Genomic DNA, 19,431 nt, shown 5'->3' with positions numbered 1-19,431 from the left:
CATTCGTATAGGATTTGGTAATGTAAAAGGATTCTGAGTTTTTTGATCTGGATGTAGTAACCCGCATAAATAATCACCTCAACACCATTATAGCACATATCACTAAATATTACTATATAATAAAGCTAAAAAGTTGACAAAAAAATAAGCCTGCAATAAGGCTTTGCAGCACTTTTTGATTGATTGATGTGTCAAACGCCCGAACAGGGGAAAGGCCTGTCTTTTGAATTAGGAAGACGATATTGTTATTATTCTCGTTATGTGGTATACTACCAACTGATATTATATGGCTTTAGCGGGGGCAGATGCTTCCGACAACGATGGCAGGGAGAAAACCTGCCATTTCGTATTCTCTGTGCAGCGGTTCGCGGGGCGGTTTCGCTGTGGAGAGAGGCAGCAGGAGAGAGAAAAATGGAAGTCGCCGGGAGGAGGAGTGTTCCAAATGGGAGAGCGGATTATTGAAACATGGATCCAGGCCAAGCAGCCGAACCAGGAACTGTGCGAGGATGGCCTGCATACAGGCCGTAACTATTACGCGGTCATCGATGGGGTGACCAGCAAGGGAAGCCTCGTCTGGCCAGGGGAAAAGACAGGGGGCCGATTCGCCAAAGATGTGCTTCTGGAGGCGTTGGAAACGCTTCCTGCGGATATGAATGCGGAAGGCGCTGTTTCTTATTTAAATGGCGTGCTGCGGGAGGCCTCATTTCAGGCGGCGGAAAATCCGGAGGTACTGGAACGGGTGAGGGAGGAGCGGCCTCAGGCTGTTCTCATTGTATACAGCCGTATGCGCCGGGAGGTCTGGTGCTTTGGGGATTGCCAGTGTATGGTCGGCGGCAGGCTTTACAGGAAGACGACGGTGATGGATGAACTGACCGCGGGTGTCAGATCGGCTTACAACCAGCTGGAGCTGGCGGCCGGAAAGACGCTTGAGGAGCTGGCGGAGCATGACACGGGGCGCGAGTACATCATGCCGCTTCTGGTGGGAGAGTGCCAGTTTGCCAATGGTGACGGGGAGTATTCCTACGACGTGCTGGATGGTTTTCCCATCCATGAAGAACACACCCAGGTGTATCCGGTCCGGCCAGGAGAAGAGGTGGTGCTGGCGAGCGACGGATACCCGGAACTTTTCGGGAATCTTGCGGAGAGCGAAGCCGTCATCCGGGAGGTGAAGGAGACAGATCCCATGTGCATGTTCCGGTTTAAGGGACCGAAAGGGATTGCCCCGGGATTTCACAGCTTCGATGACAGGACGTATCTGCGGTTTATCCTGGAAGAGGATTGAAAATAAAGTGTGAGTTTATAAAAAAGCAGAATAAAATACATCGGAAATGGATAAGAATAGAAAACACATTTTTTATGTTCCGGATTTTTCGGTCAAGAAGATAAGCCGTCTGAACTGTTACCTATTTGCGAGGGAAAATAGGCGGAATTCTTGACAATCCGGTACGTTTAAGATATAATACTTTGAATGCGAAAGAGCGAGAATTAAACCAGGAGGAAGTAAAACCATGGCAGATAAGAAAAATATATTAACATATGAAGGTCTTAAGAGATATGAGGATGAGCTTCAGAACTTAAAAGTAGTGAAACGAAAAGAAGTTGCCCAGAAGATTAAGGAAGCCAGGGAGCAGGGGGACTTATCTGAGAACGCGGAGTATGATGCTGCGAAAGACGAGCAGAGAGATATCGAGCTTCGTATCGAGGAGCTTGAGAAGCTGCTTAAGAACGCAGAAGTTGTTGTAGAAGATGAGATTGATTTAGATAAGATTAACATTGGCTGTAAGGTAAAGGTTTACGACGTGGATGAGGACGAGGAGATGGAGTTCAAGATCGTGGGTTCCACAGAGGCGAACAGCCTTCAGAACAAGATTTCCAACGAGTCACCGGTAGGCCAGGCATTGATGGGCAAAAAAGCCGGCGATGTCGTAGATGTGGAAACCCAGGCCGGTGTGATCCAGTACAAGGTGCTGGAAATCCAGAGAGTGTCATAAGTCCAAAAGTCAAGTTCACAAAGGAGTGTATATAAGTGGCAGAACAGCAGAACCAGAACCAGGTTAAGGAAGAGGATATAAACCAGTTGCTGAAGGTGCGCCGCGATAAGCTGGCGGAGCTTCAGGAAGCGGGAAAGGATCCGTTTAAGATTACAAAGTATGATGTAACTGTGCACAGCAGTGACATTAAGGAAAATTATGAGGAATGGGAAGGAAAGGAAGTTTCCGTAGCAGGACGTATGATGTCCAAGCGTGTGATGGGAAAGGCTTCTTTCTGTAACGTTCAGGATTTAAAGGGAAATATCCAGACTTATGTAGCCAGAGACAGCATTGGCGAGGAGTCCTATAAGGATTTCAAGAAGATGGATATCGGCGATATTGTCGGTATTAAGGGAACCGCATTTACCACGAAGACCGGTGAGATTTCCATCCATGCCACCAGCGTCGTTCTGCTGACCAAGAGCCTTCAGATTCTTCCTGAAAAGTTCCATGGCCTGACCAATACAGACCTTCGCTACAGACAGCGTTACGTGGATTTAGTCATGAATCCGGAGGTGCGTGACACCTTTGTAAAGCGCTCCCAGATTATCAAGGCCATCCGTGATCATTTGGACGACCAGGGCTTCATGGAAGTGGAGACGCCGATGCTGGTTGCCAACGCGGGCGGTGCGGCTGCGAGACCATTCGAGACTCATTACAACGCGCTGGACGAGGATGTGAAGCTCAGGATTTCTCTGGAACTGTATCTGAAGAGACTGATCGTAGGCGGTCTGGAGAGAGTCTATGAGATTGGCCGCGTATTCCGCAACGAGGGCGTGGATACCCGCCACAATCCGGAATTTACCTTAATGGAGCTGTATCAGGCATATACGGATTACCACGGTATGATGGACCTGGTTGAGAACCTGTTCCGTTCCGTAGCCTTAAAGGTTCTGGGAACCGCAGTCGTGTCGTACGACGGCGTGGAAATCGATTTATCGAAGCCATTTGAGCGCATTACCATGGTAGACGCGCTGAAGAAATATAAGGGAATTGACTTTACGGAGATTCATACGGATGAAGAAGCAAAGGCGCTGGCAGACCAGTACCATATCCAGTATGAGGCGCGCCACAAGAAGGGCGACATCTTAAGCATGCTGTTTGAAGAGTTTGTGGAAGAGAATCTGGTGCAGCCGACCTTTATCATGGACCACCCGGTGGAGATTTCTCCTCTGACCAAGAGAAAACCGGATGATCCTGACTATACGGAGCGTTTCGAGCTGTTTATCACAAAGCGTGAGATGGCCAACGCTTACTCTGAATTAAACGATCCGATTGACCAGAGAGTCCGTTTTGAGGCCCAGGAAGTGTTGAAGGCCGCAGGCGATGAAGAGGCGAACTCCATGGATGAGGACTTCTTAAATGCGCTTATGATCGGTATGCCTCCGACAGGCGGTATCGGCATTGGCATCGACCGTTTCGTTATGCTGCTGACTGATTCCTATGCAATCCGTGACGTTCTGCTGTTCCCGACCATGAAGACGCTGGGCGGTTCTGATAATAACAGAAAGGCAGAGAAGGCAGCTCCGGCCGCTGTTTCAGCTCCGGCGGCTGAGAACGTGAAAGCCGCAGTGGAAATTGATTTTTCCAATGTGAAGATCGAGCCGCTGTTTGAAGAGATGGTGGATTTTGAGACTTTCTCAAAGTCTGATTACCGTGCAGTGAAGATCAAAGACTGCGTGGCAGTGCCGAAGAGCAAGAAGCTTCTCCAGTTTACTCTGGACGATGGAAGCGGCACAGACCGCACGATTTTAAGCGGAATTCATGAGTACTACGAGCCGGAGGATCTGATTGGTAAGACAGCCATTGCCATCGTGAATCTGCCGCCAAGAAAGATGATGGGAATTGACTCCTGCGGTATGCTGATTTCAGCAGTGCATGAGGAAGACGGACATGAGGGACTGAATCTGCTGATGGTGGATGACAGGATTCCGGCGGGGGCGAAGTTGTATTAAGAAGCTGCGATAGCATAGGAATGTAAGAGATAATAATAACAGGTATCTGATGAAGAAATGCTTCTTCGTCAGATACCTGTTTTGATGTGTGAAAAAACATCTGCCTTTGCTATGGCATACCATGCCGTTTTTTCGTTGGTATGGCCAGAATGTCGATCCATTTCGTTGCAGATCAGTAAAGATTTATCCAATTACACCAGCATTTCAACAAACTCAACCGGATACATAGTCCGTTTGGACACTTCCTCAACCGCTAATCCCTGGCTGAGAAAACGCCTGATGACGCACTCCATGCTTTCTGCTGCCTCGATGATATATTTATCAAAATCATAAAACCGCATACTCCGCTGGCCCCAGGGATATTCCGTCGGGTGATGGATAAAATCCACTCCTTCGATGGCCTCCAGCTTTCTCTCCCAGTCGTCGATCTGGTCTGTTTCAAAATAGAGCTGAAAGTTATTTGCTTCTGTCTTTCTGTTCAGTGATTTACCGATCATTTCTTCGTAGTTTGCCTGCAGGCTGAGGCCATTTTCCAATGAGACGTGTTCTCCTAAATCCATGAGGACTTTTTGCTCCAGGATTGTTTCGTAAAAATATTTCGCTTTTTCCATATCATCAACTATAAGCAATGTACCTCCGTATTTCATATGGATACCTCCTCTTTTTTCTCAATTATAGACTAAAACTTTGCGATCGCACTGTAAAAATCGGACATGTTGCTTCGGTATTTCTGAGGAGTAACGCCGCATACGGCCCTAAAATCCCTTATAAAGTGAGAAATATCATAAAAACCGGATTCGGCAGATATATAATCGAGGCTGTGGCTCGTATGGTGCAGCAGATAAATGGCTTTGTTGATACGCACGATTCGGGAAAAATGTTTCAGGTTAAATCCTAAATAGTGATTGGAAAGCCTGTTTAAATGCCGTTCACTGTAAAATGTTTTTTCTGTTATTTCTTTGAGACTTATGTTACCATTGCTTTGAATGATCAGCTGCACGGCCAGGCGGAATTCAGCCGGGTATTGTCCGCATTGGCTGCAATGCAGCAGACTCTCGATTCTGGTCAGCAGTTCTTCCGCGGTTCCCGCGTTGCAGAATATTTCTTTTATGGAAGAATCCAGGCGGGGCGCGATCTGTTCAAAGGAAGTGATCGTATCCATCAGCTGATTCTGTTTTGTTCCGGTGAATACAAACAGCCCTGCCGGCTGAAATTCAATAATAAATATCACGCTGCATGCATTCGCATTTTTTCCAACAAAATATGGTTTGGAGGACGGTCCGAATATCTGGCTGTGCAGATTGGCCCCGTCATATGTAAGGACAAGAGTTGCACTTCCATGCGGCACGATAGTATAGTCATCGGAAATGACACCTTTGACTGGAAAGGTTATGGTATAGTTAGAGATCATTGTTTTCAACTGCTCACTGGGAGAAAAATAAGCAAAATTCTCATCACCCATTAATTGCGTATTGGTTTTCACGGCTGAAAAATCTGCGCTGTCCTTTTTTATCATATATTTTTATTTTCACTTTCTGAGAACTGATCTGTTTAAATAAAAAAATGCAGATAATTCTATCCGCACTTCCTGATTCAGTCTACTACATTTCGTATAAAAAGTCTATATTTTCTTTGTGCTTATCGAGGCAGACCGGGAAGCAGAGGCCGACAGGGCTGTGAACTGTAACCTCTTACCATAGTTCTGCCGCTTAAATTGTCTGCCACACAATTCTTCTGTTTTTGTGGTGCAAGGTTGATGATATAATACCGATAGATTCAAAGCTGTATTGCAGAAGTAAAGTGACAGACGGATTGAAATGAGGAGCATAAGAAAGATATATGGTTGAAAGAAGGAGTAATGGCGGGGAGCGGTCGTCGAAGCGATGTAATGAGAAACACATCACGGACCGCAGCGTGAAGGCCAGAAGACGGCGAAGGAGAAGAAAATGGATCTATTTTACCAGACGTATTTCCCTTTGTATGATAGCGGCGGCAGCAATAGTCTACTGCATGATCAGCCTGAAATACAGAAATACATTTCTGCCAAACACGAAGATTGGCGGTATTACTGTCTCGGGGCTGACGATAGAAGAGGTGCAGTCAGAGATCAGGAAGGGAATTGAACGTTATGAACTGATCCTGGAGGAGAGGGACGGAGCAGAGGAGCGGATAAATGGAGAAACGATCGGTCTGCATCCTGTCTTTGACGGGACATTAGAGAACATTTTGAGGAAGCAGAATTCTCTGCTATGGGGGCTGCTAGCCATAAGAGGAGCCGAGTATCCCTCCAGCTATATGGTGGAATATGATAAAGAAAACATGGATTTGGCGGTTGCTGCTCTGGATTGTCTCAATCCGGAACAGGTTGTGGAGCCGGCTGACGCGTATGTGGCTTTTGTGAGTGGAATCGGATTACAGATTATTAAGGAAGAACCGGGAAAGGCGCCTGTCCGGAAACGTCTGTCAGAAGAAATAGGAAAAGCGGTCTCCAGCCTGGAAACGCGTATCTCGCTGGACGAACGGGCTGTCTATAAAGAGCCGGGAGTCTCAGAGACGGACCCGGAACTGCTGGCTCAAAAGGAGGCGTTAAAGGTCTGTGCAGATGTGACCGTGACCTACCGGTTCGGAAGCCGTTCTGAGGTACTGGATGGAAGTACGATTCTTCCGTGGCTGTCGATGGAGGGAGAAGGAAGTGCAGTCGTTGACCGGAACGGAGTTGAAGAGTATGTGGTGAATCTGGCGAAAAAATACAATACTGCATACTGCGCGAAGGAACTGAAAACTTCCTACGGACCAACTGTGACGATCACAAAAGGTCATTATGGCTGGCTGATTGATAAGGAGGCGGAAACGGAGGCTCTGTTGGAAATAATCAGATCCGGTGAAAGTCAGGAGCGGGAGCCGGTCTACGCCCAGAAAGCGGCCAGCCACGACGGCCCGGATTACGGGGACACTTACGTGGAGATGAATCTCACGGCCCAGCATTTGTTCTATTATAAGAATGGGAAGCTGCTGATTGAATCGGATTTTGTATCCGGAAATGAGGCGAAGGGCTGGAGCACCCCTGCTGGCGCCTATGAACTGACCTATAAGAAGCGCAACGCGGTTTTGAAGGGCAAAAACTATAATACGCCTGTTACATACTGGATGCCTTTTAACGGAAATATCGGGATGCATGATGGTTACTGGCGGTCCAGTTTTGGAGGGACCATCTATAAGAAAAACGGTTCCCATGGCTGTATAAACCTTCCTCCTGCGGTGGCAAAAACTATTTATGAAAATATTGAGGCACACATACCGATATTATGTTATCATCTGGATGGAACGGAAACTGGTAAGACTACGCCGGGGGAGGGATCAAAGAAAACAACTCCAAACAGCAGCCAGACAGAAAACAGTTCGCCAGCAGAAGATGATACGACTGGAGAGAGCCAGACGGCTGACCCCGGAAATACCAGCAGCGATGGAGAAAATCCATCCTCCCAGCCTGGAAGCGAAAGCAGAAATAACCAAATACCAGCGACATCCCCTATTTCCGACGTTTCCATGCCGAACCAGCCGAATCCGTCAAACCAACCGAATCCGTCGGATAATCCCACCCACCCAGCAACCGTATCCCCGGGGCCGTAACACCGCCTTTTCTAATACGGCAGCGAACACAGAAACTTAGTACTGGAGGAGATTATTATGTCAATTAATTCATTTGAGAATTATCCAATGTCCTGGAAGCCGGACAAGCAGAAGCTGGCATACCCGGTCTATTACAGTCTTGCCGATCTGATGGAGCAGGATATTAAGAGCGGGAAGCTGGCGGCCAATACGAAGCTGCCCCCACAGCGGGAGCTGGCGGACTTTCTGGATTTGAATCTGAGCACCATCACAAAGGCGTACAAGCTCTGTGAAATGCGTGGGCTGATCCACGCCGCCACGGGAAAAGGGACGTATGTGACGCCTTATGCCAATGTCCCCACGTCCACAGTAGAGAAAAATACCGAACCCAGAATCGAACTGGCCATCATCCATCCCTTCTACGAGTCCAACGCGGCGATCCGGGATCTGACGATGGAGATTCTGAAAAAACCATTTTCAGAGAGGCTGTTTGAGTACTCCCATCCCCTTGGGGACAGAGGGCAGATTCTGGCCGCTTCCCGGTGGCTGCAGCGGTTTGGCCTGGAGGCCAATGAGCACAACACCATGATCGCGGCAGGCGCTCAGAATGCACTTGCGACCATACTTTCCTCACTTTTTGAGGCGGGAGACCGCATTGCCGTCGACACTTACACGTATCCAAATTTCATCAGCCTGGCCAATCAGCTTTATTTACAGCTGGTGCCTATTGAAAATGACGTGTGGGGAATGCGTCCCGACCAACTGGAAAATGTCTGTACGCTTCAAAAAATCAAAGGCGTATATATGATGCCGGCGGGAGGAAATCCAACCAATATCGCCTTTTCAGATTCGAGGAAGAGGGAGATCGCTGAGATTATACGAAAACAGAACCTGATCGCGATTGAGGATGACAATTACGCCGCCCTGCTTGAGACACCGTATTCGCCCCTCGCCCTGGAGGCGCCGGAACACTGTATCTATGTCAGCGGGCTTTCCAAGCCACTATGTCCGGGGATAAGAATTGCATATTTATATCTGCCGGATCAGTATATCAATGCCATGGAACAGGGGATGTTCAGCCAGAATTTGAAGATTTCTTCTTTAAATATGGAGATTGCAGCCGAGATAATCCGTAGCGGCCTGGCGTGGAAAATCATACAGAAAAAGAGAGCGGCCGCCGCGGAGCGCAATCAGATTTACACTTCCTTTTTCCCGACCGCGATATTTGCATGGAATCGTATTATCAGTGGCTGGAACTCCCGGAGCATTTAACCGGAAGGCTGTGTGAGGCCGAACTCTCCGGCAGGGGAGTCAGCGTATTCGGCGCAGAGCGCTTCTATGTCGGAAAACAGCTGAAAGCAAATGCCGTCAGAGTGGCAACCAGCTCGGCGGAGAGTGACGAACAACTCCGCCGGGGGCTGGAGGTACTGCAGAATTTTATCCAGCAGCGGGAGGCGGCGCCTTTATTCATTGTTTAGTTTTTGACCGGAATCTCAATTCGTGTGATGTATTCGTCAATGGAATTGATGGTCATCTCGTTTACCCCTGTTTCGTAGGCGTATCCGAAAAGCGTGAGGCCGTGCTGCTTCGCATAGTCCAGGATTTCAGAATACCGCTGCGGAAGCTTGTCCCAGCTTCCCATACAGTAGGCGCGCAGATAGCTGCCGCGCGGCTTTTTATGGATTTCATTTACGGAAGCTGTGTTGGAAACCTTCATAAACAGGCCGTCATACTGGTCGAACTCGGAATGGAGCAGGTGGGAGACGGAGATCAGGGAGCCGTAAGTAGTATCGTGGAGACTCTTAAAATGGTGCTGTTTCATGGATTCAACCATCTGTTCGATCTCATCCTCCATGGACAGGGCCTGATCGGAGGCAATGATGTGCAGATACTCCTCTTCACATTCGACAACGTCGATCCGGGTCAGATCGGCGTTCAGTAAATCGGTGAAGGTATCGCACTGGTCCGTCAGCATATCACGGATCGCATTCAGCTTTTCTATTTCACGGTCCACGTCCTGAATCTTTTTATGCAGAAGCTGAACGTAGGCTTCTGCCCCACGCCTGTCTAAAAACTCTTTGATCTCAGGAATTCCCATATTCAGTTCCCGTAAAATCAGAATCGTCTCCAGCAAAGAGCTCTGATAGTAGGTGTAATAGCGGTAGCCATTCTCTTTTACGGCCGCCGGCTTGAATAAGCCGATCTCATCGTACCACATCAGAGTTTTTTTGTTGATGTTATGAAGGGCTGCAAATTGACCGATCGTAAATAATTTTACTCTTTCCATAAAAAATCCCCTTTTCCTCTTGACCGTACAGTTACTGTATGAATTATTATACAGATGAAACAGAACAAATACAAGAAAAAAGGAGAATTGAGTCATGAATTCAGAACATATTACACTGCGCCCTATCACACGAAAGGATTATCCATTTATAGAGGATATCATACGCAAGACGTGGAAATACGATGCACTGAGCAGCAATCCGAAGGATGCAAAGCATATGGCAAGGCTGTATCTGCGTTCCTGTCTGCTGCGGGCGACATTTTCCTGTGTCGCGGCTGTGGATGGAAAGGTGCTGGGAGTTATTCTGGCGGGGAGTAAAAAATCCGTTCCGAAACTCGCCCTTCGCCGTACCCTGGCTCAGTTCTGGTCCATTGCGCTGCTGTTTACGACGAAAACCGGAAGAGGAATCGGAAAATTCTTCAGTACCTTTGACCAGACGGACGAAGAACTGCTGAAAAATGCAGGAAATGCTTTTGACGCGGAAATCTGTTTCTTTGCCGTGGATGAGAGTACAAGGGGAACCGGCATCGGAAAAATGCTTTTTGCCCAGGCCCTTGATTATCTGGAACAGGAAGGGGCGAAGACTCTATACCTCTTCACGGATTCCAGCTGTACTTACCAGTTTTACGAGAAGCGGGGAATGCGGCGGCTGGGAGAGAAGACGGTGGAATTCAGCCCCCATACGGACTACCGCCTGAATATGTTTATCTATGGCTTGGAATTGCAGGCGGCCAGTTAAGGCCGCACTGCAATTCAGACCGCACTGCTTCGCTGCCCGCAGGCAGGCGCGTCTATGACCCGGTCATACCGGTAGGAAGAGAAGATAAATCCCAGCAGAAGCATATTTACGAGGATACTGATACTGCCCTCCGAAACCATGGGAAGATTAGTAAAGCTGCCATACTGAAAACCGAAGTTCCCAAGTATATAGAGCACGCTCTGAAACAGCAGGCACAGGCCGCAGTGAAAGGACACCGCTCCGGCGAGCGCGCCGTGTATCCTTCGGATGCAGGAGAAGAGGACTGCGTAGAAGGCTGCCATAACTGCAAGAAACAGAATTCCGGCCAGCCAGCCGAACTGTAGAATGAATACGGCCAGAAGATAGTTATTCGCGTAATGCTGGGGCAGTATGTCCCATAAAGTGACATCTGACTGATTGGAGCGGAAGATGGACCGGTGATGTTCAGAGAATAGCTTTTTCCCTTCCGCGGCAGCCTCTCTGGCATCTCCATAGCTGAAATACCATTCGCCGGTTCCATACTCCATCAGTTCCTCCGGCGTAAGCGAGATCCTGCCGGCCAGCGGCGATTTGGAGAGCAGCTCCTGAATCAGAACCCCGTTATAGGAGTCGCTTAAGGTGTCGTATGCGTTCGCCTCCGGATTTACAAATGCCTGAAAATACCAGGACTGGCCGGGAAGCATACCATAAACAAGAAGGAGTACCACGCCCCCGGCGGCTGCCTGGATCAGGAGCCTTCTTTTATTTCCGGTGAATATCTCCCGGCAGATCATATACAACACGGTTCCGATCATGGAGAAGAGGAAAGTCACGGTCTCGGCCAGCGTAAAGCTTTTGTATGTAAAGTAATGGATAAGGACTGCACCGGCAGTGAGAAGAAAAGCGGCTGCCATGGCTTTCGATGTCTGTTTCCGCATTCGGTAGAGAAGGATGACAACAACCGGTCCGGACAGCAGAATCGCATAGTAATCAATCATATGCCATGGAATGATGTATGCCGTGTCCCAGATTGCGTCCGGTATCCAATCGAATTCGATCATGGAAAGGAATATGGCTTCCGCGGTAAATATGGCTGCCGCCAGAATGAGCAGCCGCTTCTGGTACCGGATCAGCAGAGGGTATCCTTTCAGCGCCATGACCACCAGAAGGACAGCGCCAGTCAGATAGATATGAAGCCCGCGGAACGTCAGTTCCGGAATCACGGCCGTGCAGGTTTCCGCAGCGAGACCGATGAGAAGGAGAAGCACGGTTAAAACCATCAGAAGGCGGCTGGACTGGACGTGACGGACCGCGTTGATCCCGGTGCCGATCGCCACACCGTCCCCCATGGCATCCACCGCTTTCTTAACCGCATCTTCGGGACTCATCCCTTCTGAGAGATACTCTTCCGTCCTGTCATCGATATGGTCCTTTAATTCTCTTACCACTGCCGGACGCAGAGGCTTATAGGCGATCTGATCCGCCACATCCTCTAAAAATGCTTCTTCATAATCCGTATGCTGATTGTGATTCTTCTGGAAGGGGTTATCCAAACAAAACACCCCCGATCACCTGATTCACCGCCGTCTGAAAGGAATCCCATTCCTTCAGCTTATCGTGTAAAAGCTTCCGGCCGCTTTCGGTAATGATGTAATACTTACGCTCACGGCCATTTTCCGCAGTTCTCTGTTCGCAGATCACCGCCCCATCCTGTTCGAGCGCGTGCAGCAGGGGATAAAGCGTCCCCTCCTTCAGCGTGAAAACTCGTTCACTTCTTATTTCCAGCTCTTTGATGATCTGATAGCCATACATGTCCTGCTGTTCCAATAGCTTCAGGATCAGCATGGAAGAGCCTACAGCCATATATTTTTTGTCCACATTTACCTCCGTCCGGGAAATATTTCCCTAAAATAATACCTCGAGTTTCTATGTATCGTAATCCTATCATACATAGAAACTCGAGGTATGTCAAGAAGCAAATAATAATTCTTAAAATTCGCAGATTACTCTTTTCCTTCCCCGTCAAAGTATTCTTTGACCAGCCTGACTACAGTGCCGGACAGCAGGAACACCGCGATCAGGTTGGGAATTGCCATCAGGCCGTTAAAGGTTTCGGCGATACTCCAGAGCATCCCTAAATCCATGGTGGCACCCAGGATTGCGACGAGAGAGTAGACGATCATGAACGCTTTGATAATGCGCGAGGAGAACAGGAACTCGATACATCTCGCACCGTATAATCCCCAGCCGATGATGGTGGAAAATGCGAAACAGCACATGGCAACGGCTGTAAAAATGGAGACCCAGCTGCCATAGGTGGAAGTAAACCCGAGAATGGTCAGTTCCGCGCCGGCCGCTTCCCCGTAAGGAACCGGAACGCCGCTGCAGAGGATGACAAATGCGGTCAGCGTACAGATGACGATGGTGTCGGCAAACACTTCGAAAATCCCGAAAAAGCCCTGCTTGACCGGTTTTTTCGTGTCGGCACAGGCGTGGGCGATGGATCCCGTTCCAAGGCCCGCTTCGTTGGAGAAGATGCCGCGGGAGACGCCTTTCTTCATGCTCATAAAGAAGGTTCCGACCACGCCGCCTGTGACGGCTGCCGGGTTAAATGCCCCGTAAACAATCGACGAAAATACGGCGGGAACCCGTTTAATATTGAGAAGAATCACGCCGAAGGCGAGCACGATATAGAACAGCGCCATAAAGGGAACCAGTTTCTCCGTCACGCTTCCGATTCTTTTGATTCCACCGAGAAGGACCAGGGCAACCAGAGCCGCCAGAATGATTCCGATGATAAGGCTGGTGGTGTGCGCAGAGCCCTCTTCGATCAAATGGTAGCTCAGCAGCGCAGAGTTGATCGCTGTTGTGATGGTGTTTACCTGAGTGGCATTGCCCGTTCCGAACACAGTGAGGACGCCGAAGGCCGAAAACAGAGTGGCCAGCCAATGCCAGTTTTTTCCGAGGCCGTTCTTTATGTAGTACATGGGGCCGCCAACTAAGTCGCCTTTCTCATTCACTTCACGGAAATGCACGGCCAGAGTTACCTCAGAAAACTTCGTACACATACCCAGAAGCGCAGAAACCCACATCCAGAATACGGAGCCAGGCCCACCGATGGCGATGGCTCCGGCCACTCCAGCGATATTACCGGTGCCGACTGTGGCGGCCAGAGCGGTGCAGACCGCCTGAAACGGCGTCATGGTACCGTCGGATGCGCCGCGCTTGCGGAACATCCGGCCCAGGGTAACACGGATCGAATAGGAGAACTTGCGGATCTGCAGAAAATTGGTGCGGATACTCAGATAGAGGCCTACGCCGATGATGCAGACCATGGCTGGGACACCCCAGATAAAATTGTTCACGGCATTGTTGATGGATTCGATAGTATTTAACATATGATGGAACCTTCCTGATTGTATTTTTGCTTTTTATTACCGTGTTTTGGTAAGGGAAAAAACAGTGAAAAATATATAAAATAATACCATAATATTACAGAAAAGTACATGGCAATCGATATTCTTAAGCCTGTCGGCCCATGCTCCTGCCGGCCCCGGCCCCTCGGTCTGTTCCTGCAGATAGTGAGAAACATTGTTAAATAGCGGTACTTGTATTTACGGAATCCCAATGCTATACTATTTGAAGTTAGTTAAAACTAACCCGTGAATTCATATGAGACATAGGCGTATCTGTCCTTGTGCCGGTATTCGGTCCGGCCCTGGAACCGGGACGCCGTGGTTGGTAAAAAAGAAAGGAAGAGAGGATTAAATCATGAGCAAAACGGCAGTAGTGTATTGGAGCGGAACAGGCAATACGGAGGCTATGGCGGCAAAAGTGGTGGAAGGCGCGCAGGCGGCAGGAGCGGAGGTCTCTCTGTTTACGGCTGCGGAATTCGGGGCGGACAAAATGGATGAATTTGATTCGGTTGCATTCGGCTGCCCGTCCATGGGAAGTGAGCAGCTGGAGGAGGACGAATTTGAGCCGATGTTCCTGAGCTGCGAGGCGAAGCTGAGAGGGAAGAAGATTGCGCTCTTCGGCTCCTACGGATGGGGAGACGGCGAGTGGATGAGAACCTGGGAGGAGACCTGCCGGGAGGAGGGCGCTGTACTGGCCTGCGACTGCGTGATCTGTAATGACGCTCCGGACGCGGAGGCGGAAAGCGCCTGCGGGGAGCTGGGAAAGGCGCTGGCATAGGAGAGAAGAAATATAAAAAAGATTAAAAGTGCCTAACCCGCATTGCCATTGACTAACCGACGCCAAAATGGTTACACTAGGAGTAAGAAGAGGCGGATAGTTTCAAAGCGCATAGAACGAAAACACGCATCGCGTGATGTGGAAACGGGGGTGCAGCTATGCAGTCACTGGCACAGGCAAAGGCGGGAGACGACTATACGATCAAATGGATGTTTGGTGCTCCCCAGATTCTGGAATTTTTAAACGGATATGGGATCAGAGAGGGAAGCGATATCCGTGTTTTCCAGCAGGGAAAAGATGGAATCATCATCGGACGGGATAACGTGCGCCTTGCGATCGGTGAAGATGTGGCGAGACGGATTCAGGTGTGAGCCGGCTTTAGCAGGAAACGGAACAGAATACAAACTGTATAAAAAGCAAAAGCAAAACAAAACAAAAACAGAAAAACAGGCGGTCTGCAGAGAAATGGTTTCTCCCCGGACCGCCTGTTTTCCTATTTTTCCAATAATTCATTCCCTTTTGTCACGTGATCCTTGATAGCCTGAAAGCTTTTTGCGCTCACCACATGCTCGATCCGGCAGGCGTCTTCCGCCGCGGTTTTTTCATCGACTCCCAGATACATCAGCCAGTTGGAAAGCATCGTATGGCGCTCATACATGGTCTCAGCAACCTGTTTCCCGGAATCTGTCAGGGTGATATAGCCATCCTGATCCACCAGAATATAACCATTTTCACGGAGGTTGCGCATGGCGACGCTGACACTCGGCTTGGAGAAATCCAGTTCATTGGCGATATCGATGGAACGGACGTGGGGCTTTCTATTGCTAAGAATCAGTATGGTTTCAAGATAGTTTTCGGATGATTCGTTCATCTTCAATGTTAGTTTACCTCCCTGCGGTTAAAGTATCAGAATGCGTGATACAAATAGTTTATCATAGCCGGGGAAAAAGGTCAAAATAAGAATATTAAAAAAATTATTGACAATTCAGTTAGCAGGTACTAATCTATAGTTAGTTATAACTAATAGAAGAAATTGGAAGAAAGGAAGGAGCACATATGGCAACAGCGATAATATGCCTGGCCCTTATCATGGCAGGGGTTCTGGCGATAAGAAGCTACAGAAAGAGGCTGACCACCGGCTGCTGCGGAGGTTCGGGCGAGGCTGCGGTGAAGAAAATAAAGGTAAGTGATAAGGATCTCACCCACTATTTGCACCGCCGGGTTTTGAAGGTGGACGGGATGTCCTGCGGCAATTGCGCGATCCGGGTGGAGAATGCATTAAATTCCCTGGAGGGCGTCTATGCCCGCGTGAATTTAATGGAGGCGGAGGCGGATGTCCGCATGAAACAGGAGCTCAGCGACGCCGTGTTAAAGGAGACTGTCAAGGACGCGGGATACACTGTTTACCGGATCACACCGGTAAATGACTCAATTTCTCAATAAGGCCTGTTGGCGTTGACTAACCGAGTGAATTTCTAGTAAAACGTTTGTAAAAGGAGTGACTGAAGATGAAAAAACACAGGTTTTGGGCCTGGGCGATGCTGTTCTGCCTGGCGATGGTTTTTTACACGGGTTACAAGCATAAATAAGAAAAACAGGGGGATAAAGAAATGTTGGACTGCTTCAAAATGAAAAAAATCGGAATCTTTGCAGGAGGTGTTTTATTCGGTACAGCAGGCGTTAAAATTTTGGCGAGTAAAGATGCGAAGAAGTTTTACGTCAACTGTCTGGCCGCCGGTCTGCGCGCGAAGGACTGCGTGATGACAACTGCCACTTCGATCCAGGAGAACGCAGACGATATTCTGGCTGAGGCGAAGGAGATCAACCGCCAGAGAGCGGATGAAGCCTTTGAAGACGAGAGCGAAGAGATGGTTTCTGAGACCGCGGAAGAGGTGGAAGAGACAGCAGCAGAGTAAAAGAAGACACCGCCTGATGGAATTTTCATCAGGCGTTCCTTTTTGAAGAGCTGGATAAACATAGGACAGGAGACAAAGACATGAGATTTATAGTGAAACACGAGATAAAAGGACGGCTTCGAATCCATCTCGACCGGCGTCAGCTGACATTGAGAGAGGCGGATCTGTTCTGCTGTGCCCTGAGCCTCATTCCGGGAGTGAAGGAGGTGAAGGTCTATGAGAGGACCGCGGATGCGGCGATTCTGTATGAAGACGGCCTGCGGTCGGTCATCATCGGGGAAATCAGGCGTTTTTCCTTTCAGGACGAGTCACTCTGTGAGCTGGTCCCGAAGGACAGCGGCCGGGCGCTGAACCGGGAATACAAGGAAAAACTGATCCAGCGGGTCGTTGTGAGGGCGTTTACAAAGGTATTTCTGCCTGTGCCGTTTCGGGCTGTGTATACGGCGGTGAAGTCCGCTGGCTATATCGTAAAGGGCCTTCGCTGTCTCCTGAAGGGAAAGCTGACGGTTGAGGTTCTGGATGCCACCGCCATCACAGTGTCGATCGCAAGACTGGATTACAATACGGCCGGTTCCGTGATGTTCTTGCTGGGGATCGGGGAGCTTTTGGAGGAATGGACCCATAAGAAATCGGTAGGAGATCTGGCTCGAAGCATGTCCCTGAACATCGAGAAGGTATGGCAGAATGTGAACGGAACGGAGGTTCTGGTTCCGGTCTCCCGAATCCGCGAGGGCGACCTCGTGACAGTACATGTGGGCAGCGTGATTCCGCTGGATGGAGTTGTCGTGACCGGGGAAGCCATGGTCAATCAGGCCTCCATGACAGGCGAGTCCATACCGGTAAAGAAGGAGCCGGATACATACGTATACGCGGGAACCGCAGTGGAAGAAGGGAGCATCACCATCTGTGTGAAGAAGGCGGCCGGATCCACCAGATTCGAGCGGATCGTCAAAATGATTGAGGACTCCGAGAAGCTGAAATCCAATGTGGAAGGAAAGGCGGCCGCCATGGCCGATGCGCTGGTTCCCTGGAGTCTGGGCGGCACGGTACTCACCTGGCTGCTCACACGGAATGTGACGAAGGCGATTTCGATCCTGATGGTAGACTTCTCCTGTGCGCTGAAGCTGGCCATGCCGCTGTCCGTGCTTTCAGCCATGCGGGAGGCGGGAAGCTATCTGGTTACAGTCAAGGGCGGTGTCTATCTGGAGTCCGTGGCGGAGGCGGATACCATCGTATTCGATAAGACCGGTACTCTCACGAAGGCCAGGCCGGTGGTGGCCGGCGTCGTGACCTTCGAGGAGCGGGACGAGGATGAGATGCTTCGGATTGCAGCCTGTCTGGAGGAACATTTCCCCCATTCCATGGCGAACGCGGTCATTCAGGAGTCCGTCCGGAGAGGTTTGATCCACGAGGAAATGCACTCGAAGGTGGACTATATTGTAGCCCATGGAATCGCCTCCTATATCGGAGGGGAACGGGTGATTATCGGCAGTCACCACTTTGTCTTCGAGGATGAGGGGAGCGTGATTCCGGAAGACGGAAGAGAACAGTACGAGAGCCTTCCGACGGAGTATTCCCATCTCTACATGGCGGTTGGAGGACGCCTTGCCGCGGTGATCTGCATTATCGATCCCCTGAGGGAGGAGGCCGCCTCAGTGGTCAGTCAGTTGAGAGCGCTGGGCCTTTCCAAGATCGTTATGATGACGGGAGACAGTGACCGGACTGCAAGGGCCATTGCGCATAAGGTGGGCGTGGATGAGTATTACTCCGAAGTACTTCCGGAGGACAAGGCCAGTTTCGTGGAGGCGGAGAGAGCCGCAGGCAGAAAAGTCATTATGGTCGGTGACGGGATTAACGATTCCCCCGCCTTATCTGCCGCCGACGTGGGAATCGCCATCAGCGAGGGGGCGGAGATCGCCAGGGAAATCGCGGATATCACCATATCGGAGGACGCGCTGGATCAACTGGTGACACTGAAGCGAATCAGCAACGCGCTGATGGTCCGTGTAAACAGAAATTACCGGTTTGTGATCGGATTTAATTTGGGCCTGATCCTGCTGGGCGTCAACGGAATCCTGGCGCCGGCCACTTCCGCGCTGCTTCATAATACATCAACGCTCATGGTCAGTCTGAAGAGCATGACCAATTTACTGGAACAGAAACAATAGAAAGCGGTTCAAAAGAGTCATACCACGAAAGACGGTGTGGCTCTTTTTTTGTCCATTTCCCATCTATTAAGAAATGTTCTCAAGAACGGCTATGGACAAATGTTGTAATAGCTGGTAAAATGTAGTTAGTTACAACTAACTACATAAACCAAGGAGCCGGAGGAAACAGTAATGGTGTAAAACCCGGCAGGCTGTGAATTGCAGACAGCACGATAGAGAACTGGAGGTATCATAAATGAGCGTAGTAATTATCGGCGGCCACGACCGTATGGTGAGCCAGTACAAGAAGATATGCAGGGAATTTAAATGCAAGGCAAAGGTCTTTACCCAGATGAGCACCAACATGGATAAGAAGATCGGATGTCCGGACCTGCTGGTCCTGTTTACCAACACGGTTTCCCACAAGATGGTAAAATGTGCCCTGGACGGCATCGACGACGGCACCACCCGCGTGGTCCGCTGCCATACCAGCAGCGGCACGGCGCTTTCTAAGATTCTGGAGGATGAGACTCCGCAGGCGGTGTAAGAAGCTGCCGCTGCGGCCAGGCAATTGA

At 49.7% G+C, this 19,431-nt stretch carries 20 protein-coding genes; 13 read left to right on the top strand and 7 right to left on the bottom strand.

Annotation, left to right across the window (positions count from 1 at the left end):
- Window positions 1-442: 442 nt before the first annotated feature.
- From DFR60_RS28655 to lysS, 3 genes are all read left to right on the top strand, one after another.
- On the top strand, window positions 443-1,282 hold the full coding sequence (locus DFR60_RS28655) for a hypothetical protein (protein WP_110326507.1): 840 nt from the start codon (window positions 443-445) through the stop codon (window positions 1,280-1,282).
- 226 nt (window positions 1,283-1,508) lie between these two features.
- A complete protein-coding gene (gene greA, locus DFR60_RS28650) occupies window positions 1,509-1,991 on the top strand; it encodes a transcription elongation factor GreA (RefSeq protein ID WP_002600589.1) in 483 nt (160 codons plus the stop codon).
- Window positions 1,992-2,026: 35 nt separating this feature from the next.
- Window positions 2,027-3,985 carry a lysine--tRNA ligase gene (gene lysS, locus DFR60_RS28645; protein ID WP_110326505.1) on the top strand — a complete coding sequence of 653 codons (1,959 nt, stop codon included), beginning with the start codon at window positions 2,027-2,029 and terminating at the stop codon, window positions 3,983-3,985.
- A 191-nt stretch (window positions 3,986-4,176) separates the two neighbouring features.
- Here lysS and DFR60_RS28640 read toward each other — a convergent pair whose 3' ends face one another.
- Window positions 4,177-4,632, bottom strand: a complete 456-nt coding sequence (locus tag DFR60_RS28640) for a VOC family protein (protein WP_110326503.1) — start codon at window positions 4,630-4,632, stop codon at window positions 4,177-4,179.
- A 32-nt stretch (window positions 4,633-4,664) separates the two neighbouring features.
- A complete protein-coding gene (locus tag DFR60_RS28635) occupies window positions 4,665-5,447 on the bottom strand; it encodes a helix-turn-helix domain-containing protein (protein ID WP_341458012.1) in 783 nt (260 codons plus the stop codon).
- A 377-nt stretch (window positions 5,448-5,824) separates the two neighbouring features.
- On the opposite strand from DFR60_RS28635, the gene DFR60_RS28630 reads away from it, so the two are divergent.
- The 3 genes from DFR60_RS28630 to DFR60_RS31080 are packed head-to-tail and all read left to right on the top strand — an operon-like array spanning window position 5,825 to window position 9,072.
- The gene (locus tag DFR60_RS28630; protein WP_110326499.1) at window positions 5,825-7,615 is read left to right on the top strand and encodes a L,D-transpeptidase family protein; all 1,791 of its coding nucleotides are present in this window, start codon (window positions 5,825-5,827) and stop codon (window positions 7,613-7,615) included.
- Between the two features lie 57 nt (window positions 7,616-7,672).
- Window positions 7,673-8,866 (top strand): aminotransferase-like domain-containing protein, encoded by a 1,194-nt coding sequence (locus DFR60_RS28625; protein ID WP_243005210.1) that lies wholly within the window; start codon window positions 7,673-7,675, stop codon window positions 8,864-8,866.
- On the top strand, window positions 8,824-9,072 hold the full coding sequence (locus tag DFR60_RS31080) for a hypothetical protein (RefSeq protein WP_243005209.1): 249 nt from the start codon (window positions 8,824-8,826) through the stop codon (window positions 9,070-9,072). The genes DFR60_RS28625 and DFR60_RS31080 overlap by 43 nt, the downstream gene beginning before the upstream one ends.
- Here DFR60_RS31080 and DFR60_RS28620 read toward each other — a convergent pair.
- Window positions 9,069-9,881 carry a MerR family transcriptional regulator gene (locus DFR60_RS28620; protein ID WP_167437755.1) on the bottom strand — a complete coding sequence of 271 codons (813 nt, stop codon included), beginning with the start codon at window positions 9,879-9,881 and terminating at the stop codon, window positions 9,069-9,071. The genes DFR60_RS31080 and DFR60_RS28620 overlap by 4 nt on opposite strands.
- A gap of 94 nt (window positions 9,882-9,975) precedes the next feature.
- On the opposite strand from DFR60_RS28620, the gene DFR60_RS28615 reads away from it, so the two are divergent.
- Window positions 9,976-10,620: a GNAT family N-acetyltransferase gene (locus DFR60_RS28615; RefSeq protein ID WP_110326495.1), complete on the top strand. Its 645-nt coding sequence runs from the start codon at window positions 9,976-9,978 to the stop codon at window positions 10,618-10,620.
- A gap of 14 nt (window positions 10,621-10,634) precedes the next feature.
- On the opposite strand, the gene DFR60_RS28610 is transcribed toward DFR60_RS28615, so the two are convergent.
- The 3 genes from DFR60_RS28610 to DFR60_RS28600 all read right to left on the bottom strand — a co-directional run bounded on the left by DFR60_RS28610 (window position 10,635) and on the right by DFR60_RS28600 (window position 13,997).
- Window positions 10,635-12,161, bottom strand: a complete 1,527-nt coding sequence (locus DFR60_RS28610; RefSeq protein ID WP_243005208.1) for a permease prefix domain 1-containing protein — start codon at window positions 12,159-12,161, stop codon at window positions 10,635-10,637.
- Window positions 12,145-12,477, bottom strand: coding sequence for a PadR family transcriptional regulator (locus DFR60_RS28605; RefSeq protein ID WP_110326491.1), 333 nt, complete (start codon window positions 12,475-12,477; stop codon window positions 12,145-12,147). Before DFR60_RS28605 ends, DFR60_RS28610 begins: the two co-directional genes overlap by 17 nt.
- A 125-nt stretch (window positions 12,478-12,602) precedes the next feature.
- Window positions 12,603-13,997, bottom strand: coding sequence for an alanine/glycine:cation symporter family protein (locus DFR60_RS28600; protein ID WP_110326490.1), 1,395 nt, complete (start codon window positions 13,995-13,997; stop codon window positions 12,603-12,605).
- Window positions 13,998-14,370: 373 nt separating this feature from the next.
- Between DFR60_RS28600 and DFR60_RS28595 the strand changes: the two genes are divergently transcribed.
- Both DFR60_RS28595 and DFR60_RS28590 read left to right on the top strand, forming a co-directional pair.
- Window positions 14,371-14,793, top strand: a complete 423-nt coding sequence (locus DFR60_RS28595; protein WP_110326488.1) for a flavodoxin — start codon at window positions 14,371-14,373, stop codon at window positions 14,791-14,793.
- A 158-nt stretch (window positions 14,794-14,951) separates the two neighbouring features.
- Window positions 14,952-15,164 carry a FeoA family protein gene (locus DFR60_RS28590; protein WP_025529832.1) on the top strand — a complete coding sequence of 71 codons (213 nt, stop codon included), beginning with the start codon at window positions 14,952-14,954 and terminating at the stop codon, window positions 15,162-15,164.
- Window positions 15,165-15,286: 122 nt separating this feature from the next.
- Here DFR60_RS28590 and DFR60_RS28585 read toward each other — a convergent pair whose 3' ends face one another.
- A complete protein-coding gene (locus DFR60_RS28585; RefSeq protein WP_025529833.1) occupies window positions 15,287-15,670 on the bottom strand; it encodes a metal-dependent transcriptional regulator in 384 nt (127 codons plus the stop codon).
- 179 nt (window positions 15,671-15,849) lie between these two features.
- Between DFR60_RS28585 and DFR60_RS28580 the strand changes: the two genes are divergently transcribed.
- The 4 genes from DFR60_RS28580 (at window position 15,850) to DFR60_RS28565 (ending at window position 19,403) form a co-directional block, all read left to right on the top strand.
- Window positions 15,850-16,236, top strand: coding sequence for a heavy-metal-associated domain-containing protein (locus DFR60_RS28580; protein WP_110326486.1), 387 nt, complete (start codon window positions 15,850-15,852; stop codon window positions 16,234-16,236).
- 167 nt (window positions 16,237-16,403) lie between these two features.
- Window positions 16,404-16,709 carry a DUF6110 family protein gene (locus tag DFR60_RS28575; RefSeq protein ID WP_110326484.1) on the top strand — a complete coding sequence of 102 codons (306 nt, stop codon included), beginning with the start codon at window positions 16,404-16,406 and terminating at the stop codon, window positions 16,707-16,709.
- Window positions 16,710-16,789: 80 nt separating this feature from the next.
- Window positions 16,790-18,877, top strand: coding sequence for a heavy metal translocating P-type ATPase (locus DFR60_RS28570; protein WP_110326482.1), 2,088 nt, complete (start codon window positions 16,790-16,792; stop codon window positions 18,875-18,877).
- Window positions 18,878-19,112: 235 nt separating this feature from the next.
- On the top strand, window positions 19,113-19,403 hold the full coding sequence (locus DFR60_RS28565; RefSeq protein WP_110326480.1) for a DUF2325 domain-containing protein: 291 nt from the start codon (window positions 19,113-19,115) through the stop codon (window positions 19,401-19,403).
- Window positions 19,404-19,431 lie beyond the last annotated feature (28 nt).

This window comes from Hungatella effluvii, assembly GCF_003201875.1.
GTDB lineage: Bacteria > Bacillota > Clostridia > Lachnospirales > Lachnospiraceae > Hungatella > Hungatella effluvii.
The sequence above is the reverse complement of the archived record's forward strand: the minus strand, read 5'-3'. Positions and strand labels throughout refer to the sequence as shown.